We start from the raw sequence: 13,109 nt of genomic DNA on the forward strand, positions 1-13,109 counted from the left end.
TCGCTCATATCCTCAGGATTCCCGCGGTGGTGCGCCGGAAGAGGCCATCGGCCATGTAGAAGTCGCCGAGGTCGGCCTCGAAGTCGACGTGCAGCCACTCGACGTGGCTGGCCCGGCACCGCTCGATCGCGTGGAGCACCAGGGAGCGGCCGATGCCCGTGCCCTGGTGGCCGGGGCCGACGATGACGTCCAGCAGGAAGGCGTGGCGCCCGCCGTCGGTGATGACGTTGCAGAAGCCCACCAGCTCCTCGCCGCGGCGGGCGGTGACCCAGCCGAGGGAGTAGTGCTCGAGCCGCTCCGCCCAGGGCTCGAGCCCGCCGTCGCCGCCGAAGGCCGCCGCGTGCAGCGCGGAGACCTCGCGGTCGATGATCTCCTCGCGCCAGGCGAATCGGAGCGGCGGGTGCGGGTCCATTCCGACAGTGTGCCGGGAGTCGGCGCTCCGTGCGCGGGTTTCCCGTGGTTCGGTGCGCCCTCAGGGGCCGGGCTGGATCTGCAGCTCCCGGATGGTGAGCCCGCCGCGGCCCCAGCCGCCGCCGGTGATCCGCACGCGCCCGTCCGCCGGGTCGCCCACGATCTCGGCGCAGTGCTCGTCGAGGTCCACCTCGATCCGGCCGGAGTCCTCGAAGCGGCGCGGGTCCGTCGAGAAGTAGGCCAGGGTGCGGTCGTACTGGGTCGATTCGCAGACGAAGAGGATCCAGCCCTCCCCCGCCCGCACCACGAAGGGGGATTCCGTGGGACCGCCGACGGTTCCCGAGACGGTCGACTGGTACGCGACCTCCGGCTCGGACCAGGTCAGCAGGTCCTCGCTGGTGCGGACACCCACCTGGTGGAAGCCGCCCTCGGGAGCGGCGTTGCGCGTGTAGTACAGGAGCCAGCGCTCGCCGTCGTGGAGCACCATCGGGTCGCGCGCGTCGAAGCCGTCCTCGAAGAGGATCTGCTCGTGCGGGGTCCAGGCGAACAGGTCATCGCTGGTCGCGACCGTCATCCGATAGGCGGTGTGGTCTGCGGTGCCGCCGGCGTAGAACATCCAGCAGCGGCCCTGATGCCGGACCACGTGAGGGGCCCACACGTGCGTCTCGCCGAGCTCGGTCCGCGCGGAGAGCACCGGATCGTGGATGGTCCAGTCCGAGCCGTCGAGGTCCGCGGCCGAGGCGTGGAGGAAGACCTTCTCATCCAGGGGATCCGCCGGCTCGGGGTGCCAGATCCCGAAGACGTGCCAGCGACCGTCGGACGCACGGATCAGGGTGTGGTCGTTGATGTACCAGGGCTCGGCGGCCGACGGGGGGGGGCGTCGAGCAGGCGGCGCTTGGCGCCGGGGATCAGGCGGACGGGCATGGGTCGACCCTTCCTCTCGTCTCGGCACTATCGCCGGACGAGACCGAACCCGGGACTGCTCGGCAGCACGAGCCTCCCCTCCTCGAGCCGGTAGGCGGAGGTGTCGACGCCGTCGGTCGTGCCCGGCACGCCCTCGACCACGGGGACGCCGCCGAGACCGGCGGCGAGCTGGGCGGCGTAGAGGGTCTTCAGCGGATGGCCCCAGGCGTGCGGGGAGGCGAGCACCCCGAGCTCCCGCACCCGGGGCATCAGCTGCCGCCAGGCGGTGAAGCCGAAGGAGAGCACATCCATGAGCAGCACGTCGAGCAGGCCCTCAGCGGCGAGCTCGAGCACCGCGTCCGCGTCGGGGTCGAACTCCCCATCGGCCACCAGCACCCCGGAGCCCGCCGCCAGCAGGTGCTCGCGCACGCGGCGCAGGCCGTCGGCCTGCTCGGCGAAGGGCTCCTCGATCCAGAACAGGTCGCAGTCCGCGGTCTCCTCGAGGAAGCGCACGGTCCGCTCCGGGGTGTAGCCGTCGTTCATGTCGACCAGGAGGCGCAGGTCCGGGTGCGCCTCCCGCACGGCGCGGACCACCTCGAGGTCGCGGGCGAAGCCCTCCTCGGGCGCCATCCAGCGGTTGCCGCGACCGATCTTGAGCTTCAGGCCGCGGTAGCCGGCGCGGCGGTCGGCCTCGCAGGCGGAGAGCACGCCCTCGATCCCGCGCGGCGCATCGTCCGGATCGAGGTCGTCGAAGTAGATCGCGCCGGAGTAGCAGGCCACCTCGGCAGGTCCGTGATCGCCGAGCATCTGATGGACGGGCTGGTCCAGGAGGTGGCCGGCGAGGTCGTGCAGCGCGACGTCGAGCGGCAGCGCGGCGGGGTCGAGCACCCCGGACCCGGCGTCGAAGATCTCCTCGAGCGGGCGGCCCACGCAGGCCTGCAGATCGGGCTCGGGCCCCTCGTACATGCCCCAGCCCGTCGCGCCCGAGTCGGTGCGGACGCTCACGGCGAGCGCGGTGGGGCCGTCGCCGTGGGCGCCGAGGCGGGCGTTGCGGCCGATGGTGCGCGGGTATCGGCTGCGCAGCGGTGCGGAGGTCACCTCGATGAGGCGGTGGGTGCCGGTCATGGCCTCAGCCTTGCCGCTCACACCGTCCGTGTCGAGGGGGCGGCGGAGCGCGAGAGCAGCGCGACGGAGAAGAACACGGCCGCCTGGCCCTCGCGGGCGCGGTACGAGTAGCCCCCTGCGGTGACGGTGCGGCCGGAGCCGCCGGCCTCGATCACCTGCACCCCCGAGTCGGTGACGATCTCGAGCGCGCCCTCGATGACGTGGAGCATGATCCCGGGGATCGGCACTCCGGCCCCGCCCTCGTAGACGTCCTCCCCCAGCAGCTTCCACTTCCAGGTCTCCACGGAGACGGCCTCGGTGTCCACCGCGTCCAGCAGCACGGCCCAGCTGCCGCCGTCGGTCGACCAGATCTCCACGCCGTCCGGGGCGTCGTCGGCCCCCACACCCATGAGGGCGGCGAAGGTGGTGCCCAGTCCCGCCGCGACACGGTCGAGGGTCGCGACGGAGGGGTTCGCCTGGCCGAGCTCGATCTGGGTGAGCATGCGGCGCGAGACCTCGCTGAGCTCGGCGAGCGCGCCGACGCTGAGGTCCTGCTCCTGCCTCGCGGCCCGGATGCGGTCGCCGAGCTGCTCGACCACCGCAGGGCGCATCCCACCGCTCATGCCGGTCTCCTCCCAGTGCGTGGGTCGAAGCCTAGCGGCAGGTGATGGGAACTATATTGCGCAACCCATCGAGTGCGCACTATGTTGCGCAGTGGAGACATCGCCCCCGCCTTGAAGGAGGTCCCCATGGCTGGACGCACCGCACTCGCCCGACCTGACAGGGCCCTGCTGCGCTGGTTCGGCTCCTACGGCACCTTCGCGATGCCGCAGGCCGCGGCGCCGATCGCCTTCTCCCTCATCGCCCTGCCGCTGACCGGCGATGCCTCGAGCGGCGCGGCGATGATGCTCGCGATGACGATCGCGCAGGTGCTCGGCGCCCTGCCGATCACCCGCCTGGGGCGCCGCTTCCCGCCGATCCCCTTCCTGCGGGTGCTCATCGGCCTGCGCACCCTCGCCCTGGTGGGGATCGCCGTCCTCGCAGGGCTGGGCGCCCCCTTCCCGCTGGTCGTGGCCGGGGCGGCCCTCGCCGGACTGGTCAACGGCGCCGCCTACGGGAACCTGCGCGCCGTGCTGAACCACCTCGTGCCCGTCGGCCGCCTGCCGCGCGCCCTGGGCGTCGCCGCGACCCTCAACGAGGTCACCTTCGTGAGCTCCCCGGTGCTCGCCGCGGCGCTCGGCAGCTGGTCGCCGCAGGCCGCGGTCTGGGCGATGGTGGTGCTCGGCGCGGGGCCGATGCTGCTGCTCCCCCGCGTGGCGACCGCCACCGCGCCCGGCCCCGAGGAGCGTCGCACCCGGCTGCGCCTGAGCCCGATGATCCTGCTGTGGCTGGTGTGCGGCGGGGCGAGCGCCGGATCGATCGCCGCGATCGAGATCGGTGCGGTGCCCCTCGCCGTGGGCTTCGGCATGCCGGCCGCCTGGGGCGTGCTCTTCCCCGTCGCGATCTGCGTGACCTCGATCCTCGGAGGGATCTGGGTGAGCATCCACAACCGGATGCCGCGGCGGCGCACCGTCCTCGCCTGGCTCGCCGTGACCGCGCTCGGCGTCGCGGCGGTGGGCTTCGGGCACTCCGTGGCCGCGACCGTGGTCGGCGCTGTGCTGGTCGGTGCCGTGCTGGCGCCCCTGGCCACCTACTACTCCCTCGTGCTCGACCACCTCGTGGCCCCCGCGCATCGGGCCGAGGTGTTCGCCCAGCTGCGCACCGCCAACGCGCTCGGGATCATCACCTCCAGCGCGCTGCTGTCCCTGGCGAGCCTGCAGACCACCTTCCTGGTGGTGATCGCGCTGATGACCGCGGTGCTGCTGGTGACCGGTGTCGTGTTCACGGCGGGCTGGGTCGCGGCGCGGCGCCGCCGCCTGGCCCGGGAGGCCGCCGAGCGGCGCGCGCACGAGGGGTACGACCCCGCACGCGTGCCGCTCGGCTGAGCCTCCGCGGCGCTCAGCGCAGCCCGTGCCCCAGCGGGTACGCCTCCCCGGTGCCATCGGACTCCGGGATCGGGACGGGCAGGACGCCCTTCGCCTTCACCTCGCCGGCGAGGACCTTCGCGAGCCCCCGCAGCGAGGCGTCCGCGTTGCCGTAGGTCGCGAGCGAGGCGGCGACCTCCCCCACGTGCACCACGTCGTAGGGGTTGCGCAGCGCCGCATGCACCACGGGCCTGCCGGTCTCCACGAGCGCCCGGACCAGCGCCACCTGTGAGGCCGGGGTGCGGAACCCGGAGGCCGAGGTGAGCACGAGCACCGCGTCGACGTCCTGCGCCGAGGCGGCCGCCTGCTCCGGGGTCGCCCCCACGAGGGCCGTGGCCGGCAGGCCCAGCTCGCTGAGCGCCCCGGAGAGCACCTCGAGCTTCGCCGCGGTGCCGGATCCGGTGACCAGCACCGAGGTGCCGGGGGCGAGCGGGACGGCGTCCGCGTCGTCGGCGATCAGCGTGATCGCGTCGTCCGCGATCCGCTGGGCGGTCGCGACCGAGCGCTCCGTGCCGATCGCGGAGGCCGCCGCGGCGGGGTCCACGTGCACGCCGTCGAACAGGCCCCGCCTCAGCTTCTGGGCGAGGATGCGGCGCACCGACTCGTCCAGACGCTCCTCGGTGATCTCGCCGGCCGCGACGGCATCGCGCACGCCGCCGATCGCGACCACGAGGTCCGGCGGCATGAGCATCTGGTCGGCGCCGGCGAGGATCGCCTCGACCGGGACCCGGTCGTCGCCGAACAGGGTGCGCACGCCCTCCATCGCGAGGGAGTCGGTGACCACGACGCCGTCGTAGCCGAGCTCCTCCCGCAGCAGGCCCGTGAGGATCGGGCGCGAGAGGGTCGCGGGCACGCCGGAGTCGTCCAGCGCGGGCACCACGATGTGCGCGGTCATGATCGCGTCCACGCCCTCCTCGATCGCCGCCACGAAGGGCGGGAGGTCCAGCGCCTCGATCTCCTCGCGGGTGTGGTCGATGACCGGCAGCCCGATGTGGGAGTCGGTGGCGGTGTCGCCGTGGCCCGGGAAGTGCTTGGCCGCGGAGGAGCAGTCCGCGCCCTGCATGCCCGTGATCTGGGCGGCCGCGAGCCGGGCGACCGCCTGCGGGTCCGCGCCCAGGCTGCGCACCCCGATGACGGGGTTCTGCGCCTCGACGTTGACGTCCGCCACCGGGGAGAAGGCCTGATGGAGCCCTGCGGCGCGCATCTCGACACCCACGATCTCCCCTGCCTTGCGGGCGTGGGAGTGGGAGCCGGTGGCGCCGAGCGCCATCTGCCCGGGCAGGGCCGTGGCGGGGGCGGGCAGGCGGGTGACCACGCCGCGCTCCTCGTCGGCGCTGATCACGAGCGGGATCCCGCCGGCCTCGAGGGCGGCGTCCTGGGCGTCGTTGGCGAGGGTCGCGACCTGCTCGACGTCCTCGAGGTTCTCGCTCCACGCGAAGAGGATCAGCCCACCCACGTGGTGGGTGCGGACGATCTCCGCGATGGTGTCCACGCCCGTGGTCGAGGTGTTCGAGGCGTGGGGCTGATCCGCGCGGGAGCCGTAGCCGACGGCCACGAAGAGCTGGCCGATCTTCTGCTCGAGGGTCATGCCCGCGAGCAGCTCCTCGAGGCGGGAGTCCCCGGCCGGGCCCTTCGCCTGGGCGACGGCGGGCACGGAGAGGGCGGCGCCGAGGCCGCCGAGCGCGGTCGCGGTGAAGGCGCGACGGCTGAGAGGGGTGGTCATGGTGTGCTCCTGCTCAGTAGAGGCGGTAGCTGCGGGTGGTCGAGGAGAAGCGCCGGGACTCCTTGCGCCAGGCCTCGACGATGGTCTCGGGGTCGTCGCCGGCCTCGAGCATCGCGCGGGTGCGCTTCGTGCCGGAGAGCTTGTCGATCCAGCAGACGTCCGCCTCGGCGCGGCAGTCCTCGCCCTCGCGCCAGTCCACCTCCTCGACGGTGCGCAGCAGGGCGGCCAGGACGTGGATACCGGTGCGCACGGGCTCGTAGGCGCGGGCATCGGTGACGTGCAGCTGCAGGCCGCCGCAGAAGGCACCGGCGTGCTTGGAGGTGGTGGGGGTGGCGAACATCGGCCGATAGAGCACCCCCGGGAGGTCCGCGTCCTGCAGGGCGGTGATGAGCGCGTCCACATGCTCCTCGGTGATGAACGGGGCACCGAACCACAGGAACGGGGTGGTGGTGCCGCGGCCCTCGGAGATGTTCAGGGACTCGATGAGGCCGGTGCCGGCGTAGACCACGGCTATGTCCGCGGTGGGGATGTTCGGGGAGGGCATCACCCACGGCAGCCCGGCGGCGGCGGGGTCCTCGGGGTCGTAGCCGCTCATGGGGATGACCTCGAGCGAGACGGCGCCGTCGAGGAACTCGCCGTTGAACAGGCGGGCCAGCTCGCCCACGGTGAGGCCGTGGGTCTGGGGGATCTCGCGCAGGCCCACGAAGCTCGAGAGCTCGGGCTCGAGCACGAAGCCCTCGATGTCGGTGCCCAGCGGGTTCGGGCGGTCCAGCACGAGGAACCGCTTGTCGTTCTCGCCGGCGGCCTCCATCGCGTAGTAGAGCGTCCAGATGTAGGTGTAGAAGCGGGTGCCGATGTCCTGGATGTCGAAGATCAGCACGTCCACGTCGGCGAGCATCTCCGGGGTGGGCTTCTGCGTGGTCCCGTAGAGGGAGCGCACCGGGAGGCCTGTCCTGCCGTCGATGTAGTCGCCCACGGATCCTCCGGCGGGCTCCGCGCCGCGCACCCCGTGCTCGGGGCCGAACAGCGCGGACATCGTGAAGCCGCCGGCCTCCTGCGCCTCGACGAGCAGGTCGATGGTGGAGCGCAGCTCGCGGTCGGTGCCGGTGGGGTTCGTGATCAGGCCGACGCGCGCTCCGCGCAGCGTCTCCAGGGTGTCGGGCTCCAGGAGGTTCTCCAGGCCCAGGCGGAAGTCGCCCGTGCCGTGGTCGCCGCCCTTGCCCCGATCGCCCGGGGCGGCGTGCGCGGCGCCCGCGGTCGCGAGGACCGCTCCGGCGGGAAGGGCGCCCAGACCGGCGAGGACGCGGCGGCGTCCGGGGCGGGCGGGCTGGCGGGATGGTGCCTTGTGGTGGTTCACGGGGTGCCTCCGTCGTCGTTGTCGGACCGTGCGCCGCGGAAGGATCCGTCCCCCACGGACGCACGCTGCAAAACGTTACAGCGGAGTGGCCCAGGTCACCACCGGTTCCGGGAAGCTCCCCGGGTCGAGGTCAGGAGCCGTCCTCGGGCGCGAGCGACCAGGCCCGCTTGAGCCCGGCGACATGGGCCCCCAGCTCGGCGGTCATGTCGAGCTCCGGATCCAGGAGCCACTGCACCTGCAGGCCGTCCATGAGGGCGATGGTGGTGCTGGCGATGCTGTCCGCCGGTGCCTCGGGATGGATGAGCCCCAGCTCCTGGCCGGTGCGCACGGCGCTGGCGAGCAGGTCCAGGGAGACCGCGTAGTGGCGCTCCATCCAGGGATGCGCGGGATGGCCCGGGCTCGCGGCCTCGCCGATCATCGTCATGTAGAGGGCGACCAGCTGCCGCCGGCCGGCGTTGACGCGGGCGAGGCGAACCAGTCCGTCGAACACCTCCCAGGGGCCCTCGCCGTCGGGTTCGGCGAGCGAGTCCATCGCGTCACGATGGTCGAGCACCGCGCCGAGCAGCGCCATCTTCGAGGGGAAATGGTGGGCCAGCCCCGAGGGCGAGATGCCGGCGGCCTCCGCGACCTGCGCCATCGAGGTGGCGGCGTAGCCCTGCTCGGCGATGAGGTCGATCGCGGCCCGCAGCGCGGCCTGGCGCACCACCGAGGAGTCCTGGCCGCGCGGGCGTCCCGGACGGCGGCGCGGGGCGGAACGGTCGGGGCTCATCGGCGCCTCTCTCCATGAGGAAGGGCCGGGAGGAGGCACTGCCTCCGCCCGGCCCGGGGGTCAGAGCCCCATCATTTCACGCCGCGGATGAACATCGTCATCACGGCTCCGAGGATCGCGGCGGCGAGCGCGGCGAGCAGGAGCGCGGTGAAATCGGTGCCCCCGCCGAGGTTCGCGAGCAGGAACCCGCCGAAGGCCGGGGCCAGGGACTGCGGGAGGGCGTTGGCCATGTTGATGACGCCGAGGTCCTTGCCGGCCTCCTCGCGGTTGGGCAGCACCTCGAGCACGAGGGCCAGGTCCACGGCGATGTAGGTGCCGTAGGCGAGGCCCATGACCGCCTCGACCACGTAGAAGGCGGTGACCGTGTCGGCGTGGAGCAGCATGTAGGTGGCCACGCCGAAGACGAGGATCGCGGCGGCGACAAGGATCTTGCGGCGGCCCAGGTAGTCCGAGAGCCAGCCGGCGAACAGGCTCGCGGCCATGGAGGTGACCGTGTAGATCGTGACGCCCACGGCGACGGCGCTCACGGCGGCGCGAGGGTCCAGGCCCAGGTGGTTCTCCATGTACAGCAGGCGGAACGTGGTGAACATGTACGAGGCCAGGATGATCGTGAAGCGACCGCCCCAGGCCAGGCCGAAGTCGGGGAACTTCACGGGGTTGCGCCAGAAGGAGAGCACCAGCTCGCGCAGGTTGAAGGGCAGGCGGTTCTGCACCAGCACGGGCTCGGGGAGCATGACGGCGAAGACCATCACGAGGGCCATGCCGATCACGGCGGGCACCAGGAACAGGGCGATCATGGTGTCGCCGAAGGCGGCGGCGAGCCAGGTCGCGCACATGATCGCGAGGTTCCCGGAGATGCCCACGAGACCCGAGGCCTTGCCGTACTGCTTCGCCGGCAGCTGATCGGCGATCGAGGCGACGAAGGCGGCCAGCGCCATGTTCGCCGTGGCCTGCGCGAGGAACCAGCCGATCGCCATGACCAGGGCGTTGGGCGCGACGGCGATGAGCAGCAGGCCCACCATCATGCCCATCGAGCCGGCGATCAGCCACGGGCGCCGGCGCCCGAAGCGGCTCGTGGTGCGGTCCGAGATCCGGCCGCCCAGGGCGTTGAAGATGACGGCCGCGAGCGCGCCGGGGGCGATCGCGAAGGCGGTGATCGAGGCCTGCTCGGCCGCGTCGGACGCGAGCTGACCGGCCTTGACCTGGATCGACACGGTCGCCGGGCCCATGAGGGCGAGGAAGATGCCGAGCTGGCCCAGCATGATCCCGAGCACGAACCACCAGGGGCGTGCCCGGTCGTTCTCGATGCCGAGGTGCGGGATGGGCAGCTTCGGGCCGATGAGGTTCGGACTGCCGACGGGATCGATCGTCGGATCTGGGGCGAAGCCCGGCTTCGGGGCCGTGGTGGACACAGGGACTCCTTCGTCTGAGGTGCAGGCACGGGAGTGCCTACCGCGCTGCAGCGCGCAGACGTCGACACGACCGTGGGCACAGTATTAGTGGAAGGAAACCAATATGTCGAGCCAATCCCTTCCACTGGTCACATTTCGGACGGCAGAGTGGTGCAGGGCACTCGGAACGGCTCTCAGGCGGTGCGGCGACCGGCGGCGAGGTCGAGCAGGTGGTCCAGGACTCCCTCACCGCTCGCGCGCAGGCCGTTGTGCTCGTACTCGCTGGTCACCCAGGTGCGCATGCCGGGCAGCAGCGCGGCGGTGGCCATCGACTGCTCGCGCGGCACATAGGCGTCGTCGTAGTAGACCGCGGCCGCGGCGGGGACCCGGGCCGCCCGCAGCGCGGACTCCTGGTACAGCGCCGGCCACTCGTGCTCGGCGAGCAGGTCCGCGGCCTCGGCCCAGACCTCCAGCTCGGGATCCTCGGCGAAGAGGTCGCGGTGGATGTGCTCGCCGCCCAGCAGGGTCGGGTCCTCGTGCACCGCGCTCGGCATGGTGCGGTCGGCCGCCCAGCGGGTGGCGACGCCGTCGGCCCAGCAGCTCTCATGGATCACTGAGTAGAGCGGGTTGCGGCCGCCGAAGGGCAGGGCCGCGGCGAGGTCGTGGAGGAAGGCCGGCGAGGCGGGGTCGAGGTCCAGCAGGTGGTGGAGGCGCTCCCCGCCCTGGGAGGCGCCGAGCAGGTGGCCGAGCCGCCGCAGTCGCTCGACGCCCACGCGCTGGCCGTCCGGGAGCCGCAGCCGGCCGGCGTCCGCGGCGTCGGCGAGGCGGCGGAACCGGTCGCGGTCGCCGGGGAAGCGCGCCCAGTGCCGCTCGCTGCGGCCGATCATGCCCTCCCAGGTGGTCCGGTAGACGTCGTCCATGCCGGGGCCCACGGTGGGCAGCCCGCCGGTGAGCAGCGCCGTCTCCACGCTCCTGGCGGCGGCGCTCAGGTAGCGCAGGGCGGTGAAGCCGCCGAAGGACTGCCCCAGCAGCGACCAGGTCTCGGCGCCGAGGTGCTCGCGCATCAGCTCGGCGTCGGCCACGATCGCATCGGCGCGGAAGTGCGTGAGGTAGTCCGCCTGCTGCGCGGCGGTGGCCTCGCGGAGCGTCGCGGCGCCCATGCCCTCGGGCAGCGCGGTGTCGGGGCCGACGGGGGTGGAGCGACCGGTGCCGCGCTGGTCGAGCATCACCACGCGGTGGTCGCGCAGGGCGCGGGCGAGCCAGCCCGGGGAGGCGGCGTCCAGCGGCCGCGGCGCCTCGGAGCCGGGGCCGCCCTGGAGGAAGACCAGGAAGGGCCGGTCCTCGCCGCCCTCGGCGGCGATCACCCGTGCGAAGACCTCGATCCCGGGCCCGGCGGGGTCGGCGTGGTCCAGCGGGACCGGGAGGGTGTGGTCGCTCAGCTGCAGGCCGGGAAGGGTCCAGGTGGTCGTCATCATGCTCCGTCGATCTCGCGGGTGGTGGTGCCGGGGAAGAACTCCCAGTCGAAGGTGTGCAGGCTGCCGGGGCGGTCCCCGCGATCCACCGCGCGGTCCACGATGATGCCCGCGAGCCGCGCGAAGACGTCGTCCACGCCGTAGTAGCTGATCGGGCCGAAGTACTCCGTGGCCGCGGGCACGTCGCCGATGGCGATGATCTCGAGGTCTCCGGGGATGCTCAGCCCGGACCGCTCGGCGGCGATCTGCAGCGCCACCGCCTGATAGGCGGTGAAGCAGATGACGGCCTCGGGGGGCTCCGGGCCGCGCATCCACTCCACGGCGCCGAGGTAGCTGTCGTGGCTGCCCTCGGAGACCAGGTGCACCAGGGCCTCGCCGTTGCCGTCGCCGTGCTCGCTCACGGCCTCGAGGAAGGCGGTGGTGCGGGGATGGGCGAAGGTGCCGCCCGGCCTCCGCTCCAGGTCCGGGGCGAGCAGGCGCACCTTCTCGTGCCGTGCGCGGAGCCGTTGATAGGCGCGGCGGATCGCCAGGGTGGGCGCGGAGGAGACGACGTCGAAGTTCTCGGGCTCCATCCGGGTGCTGAAGGCGACCAGACCGGTCTGGGTGGAGGCGGCGAGACGACGCACCTGATTCGGGCCGTCCTCGACGAAGTCGATGCTCGTGACCAGGGCGGCGTCGGCCGAGGCACCGGCGAGGTACTCGAACCAGCGCTCGTCGGCGAGCACCAGCGTCGAGAGGTCGTGGGAGAGGCCCTCGTCGCGCACCTGGGCGGTGAGCTGCACGGCCCATGGGTCGTCGAGGGTGCCCAGCGCCAGCACGATGCCGCCGCCGCGGCCGGTGCGCATGGCCTGCGCATGGCGGTTGGGGACGTAGCCCAGCTCCTCGGCGGCCGCGCGCACCTTCGCCTTGGTCGAGGCCGAGCCGGCGGAGCGGGAGCCGCCGCGGCCGGAGAGCACGAAGGAGGCGGTGGCGAGGGAGACCCCGGCGGTGCGGGCCACGTCGGAGAGGGTCACGGTGCCCCGGAGGGAGGCAGCCGGTGCGGTACGGCCTGAGCCGTCGTCCGTGCGCGACATCGTCCAGTCCCCCTCGAGCTCGGTCGCGCGCAGCGGACCGCGTGCGGTGATCGGTCCTCGGAGTCTACCGGCCGGGCCGTGCGCGGCCGCCGCCGATCAGGAGGCCGAGCCGCCGGTGAGCCAGGCGAGCGCCGGACCGATCGTGTTCAGCACGATGATCACGCCGATGATGCCCACCGCCCAGGAGAACGCACTGGTGGCGTTCTTGACCGCCCACTCGTGGGCGCGGTCGAGGAGGGCATCGGCCCCTCCGCCGAGCGCGGCCCGGACGCCGCACAGCACGAGTCCCGGCAGGATCATCACCGCGCAGTAGCCCACCAGGATCAGGGTCCCGCGACCCAGGCCCACCCCCATGTCGGCGAGGATCCCCATCGCGGCGAGGTACGGGATCATCGAGGCCGCCTCGATGAGCCCCGCGAGGAGCGCGAGGCCGATCAGCACCGCCGGTCGGCCGGAGGCGCGACGGGCGCGATCGGTCCAGCGGCGGGCCGAGGCCTCGGGGTCCCCTCCCCGCCGGGCGACCGCCTTGGGGTCCAGGCGGAACGACCAGACCACCAGCAGCGCCCCGATCACCGCGAGCACCAGCATCACCTGGGGTGCGGCGAGCAGATGGCCGAAGGATTCCAGCAGCGGCAGCAGCCCGGCGAGCAGCCCGATTCCGAGCACCAGGTAGAAGAGCCCGATCACGGAGAGGAAGAGCAGCGTGCGGCCGGCCACGCGCAGCGCCCCGCCCTCCCCCACCACCAGCAGGATCACGGGGATCACCAGGGTCCCCATCGAGGTGGAGTCCACCAGGGCCAGCAGCACCAGGCCCAGGGGGCCGGCGGCATCGGTCAGTCCGTCCATGCCCTCCATCGTCTCCGCGAGGACACGGTGGAGTCC

Annotated in this window: 12 protein-coding genes; 1 reads left to right on the forward strand and 11 read right to left on the reverse strand. The window is 72.9% G+C overall.

Features of this window, described 5'->3' with window-relative positions; all coding sequences use genetic code 11:
• Positions 1-4: 4 nt before the first annotated feature.
• Genes CFK41_RS13970 through CFK41_RS13985 form a run of 4 tightly spaced genes read right to left on the reverse strand, consistent with a single transcriptional unit; the run spans position 5 to position 3,041 of the window.
• On the reverse strand, positions 5-412 hold the full coding sequence (locus CFK41_RS13970; RefSeq protein ID WP_096800218.1) for a GNAT family N-acetyltransferase: 408 nt from the start codon (positions 410-412) through the stop codon (positions 5-7).
• Positions 413-472: 60 nt separating this feature from the next.
• The gene (locus CFK41_RS13975) at positions 473-1,363 is read right to left on the reverse strand and encodes a family 43 glycosylhydrolase (protein WP_169928821.1); all 891 of its coding nucleotides are present in this window, start codon (positions 1,361-1,363) and stop codon (positions 473-475) included.
• The gene (locus CFK41_RS13980) at positions 1,363-2,439 is read right to left on the reverse strand and encodes a mandelate racemase/muconate lactonizing enzyme family protein (RefSeq protein WP_096801099.1); all 1,077 of its coding nucleotides are present in this window, start codon (positions 2,437-2,439) and stop codon (positions 1,363-1,365) included. Before CFK41_RS13980 ends, CFK41_RS13975 begins: the two co-directional genes overlap by 1 nt.
• A gap of 17 nt (positions 2,440-2,456) precedes the next feature.
• Positions 2,457-3,041: a helix-turn-helix domain-containing protein gene (locus CFK41_RS13985; protein WP_096800220.1), complete on the reverse strand. Its 585-nt coding sequence runs from the start codon at positions 3,039-3,041 to the stop codon at positions 2,457-2,459.
• Positions 3,042-3,167: 126 nt separating this feature from the next.
• On the opposite strand from CFK41_RS13985, the gene CFK41_RS13990 reads away from it, so the two are divergent.
• Entirely contained in the window at positions 3,168-4,403 is a 1,236-nt protein-coding gene (locus CFK41_RS13990; RefSeq protein WP_096800221.1) for an MFS transporter, read from the forward strand.
• Positions 4,404-4,416: 13 nt separating this feature from the next.
• On the opposite strand, the gene CFK41_RS13995 is transcribed toward CFK41_RS13990, so the two are convergent.
• From CFK41_RS13995 to CFK41_RS14025, 7 genes are all read right to left on the reverse strand, one after another.
• Positions 4,417-6,165, reverse strand: a complete 1,749-nt coding sequence (locus tag CFK41_RS13995; RefSeq protein WP_096800222.1) for a glycoside hydrolase family 3 protein — start codon at positions 6,163-6,165, stop codon at positions 4,417-4,419.
• Between the two features lie 13 nt (positions 6,166-6,178).
• A complete protein-coding gene (locus CFK41_RS14000) occupies positions 6,179-7,522 on the reverse strand; it encodes an exo-beta-N-acetylmuramidase NamZ family protein (protein ID WP_096800223.1) in 1,344 nt (447 codons plus the stop codon).
• Between the two features lie 130 nt (positions 7,523-7,652).
• The gene (locus tag CFK41_RS14005) at positions 7,653-8,291 is read right to left on the reverse strand and encodes a TetR/AcrR family transcriptional regulator (protein ID WP_096800224.1); all 639 of its coding nucleotides are present in this window, start codon (positions 8,289-8,291) and stop codon (positions 7,653-7,655) included.
• 71 nt (positions 8,292-8,362) lie between these two features.
• Positions 8,363-9,703, reverse strand: coding sequence for an MFS transporter (locus CFK41_RS14010; RefSeq protein ID WP_096800225.1), 1,341 nt, complete (start codon positions 9,701-9,703; stop codon positions 8,363-8,365).
• 173 nt (positions 9,704-9,876) lie between these two features.
• Positions 9,877-11,157 (reverse strand): alpha/beta fold hydrolase, encoded by a 1,281-nt coding sequence (locus tag CFK41_RS14015; protein ID WP_407641122.1) that lies wholly within the window; start codon positions 11,155-11,157, stop codon positions 9,877-9,879.
• Complete coding sequence (locus CFK41_RS14020) at positions 11,154-12,167, reverse strand: LacI family DNA-binding transcriptional regulator (protein WP_227873092.1); 1,014 nt, start codon at positions 12,165-12,167, stop codon at positions 11,154-11,156. The genes CFK41_RS14015 and CFK41_RS14020 overlap by 4 nt, the downstream gene beginning before the upstream one ends.
• 156 nt (positions 12,168-12,323) lie before the next feature.
• A complete protein-coding gene (locus CFK41_RS14025) occupies positions 12,324-13,073 on the reverse strand; it encodes a GAP family protein (protein ID WP_096801100.1) in 750 nt (249 codons plus the stop codon).
• Between the last annotated feature and the right edge of the window lie 36 nt (positions 13,074-13,109).

This window comes from Brachybacterium ginsengisoli (assembly GCF_002407065.1).
Classification (GTDB): Bacteria; Actinomycetota; Actinomycetes; order Actinomycetales; family Dermabacteraceae; genus Brachybacterium; species Brachybacterium ginsengisoli.

What these genes read in the sequence shown, in the direction of transcription:
- CFK41_RS13995 (WP_096800222.1), bottom strand. Translation starts at nt 6,165, where the DNA reads ATGACCACCCCTCTCAGCCGTCGCGCCTTCACCGCGACCGCGCTCGGC.
- CFK41_RS14025 (WP_096801100.1), bottom strand. Translation starts at nt 13,073, where the DNA reads ATGGACGGACTGACCGATGCCGCCGGCCCCCTGGGCCTGGTGCTGCTG.
- CFK41_RS13990 (WP_096800221.1), top strand. Translation starts at nt 3,168, where the DNA reads ATGGCTGGACGCACCGCACTCGCCCGACCTGACAGGGCCCTGCTGCGC.
- CFK41_RS14015 (WP_407641122.1), bottom strand. Translation starts at nt 11,157, where the DNA reads ATGATGACGACCACCTGGACCCTTCCCGGCCTGCAGCTGAGCGACCAC.
- CFK41_RS13980 (WP_096801099.1), bottom strand. Translation starts at nt 2,439, where the DNA reads ATGACCGGCACCCACCGCCTCATCGAGGTGACCTCCGCACCGCTGCGC.
- CFK41_RS13985 (WP_096800220.1), bottom strand. Translation starts at nt 3,041, where the DNA reads ATGAGCGGTGGGATGCGCCCTGCGGTGGTCGAGCAGCTCGGCGACCGC.
- CFK41_RS13970 (WP_096800218.1), bottom strand. Translation starts at nt 412, where the DNA reads ATGGACCCGCACCCGCCGCTCCGATTCGCCTGGCGCGAGGAGATCATC.
- CFK41_RS14005 (WP_096800224.1), bottom strand. Translation starts at nt 8,291, where the DNA reads ATGAGCCCCGACCGTTCCGCCCCGCGCCGCCGTCCGGGACGCCCGCGC.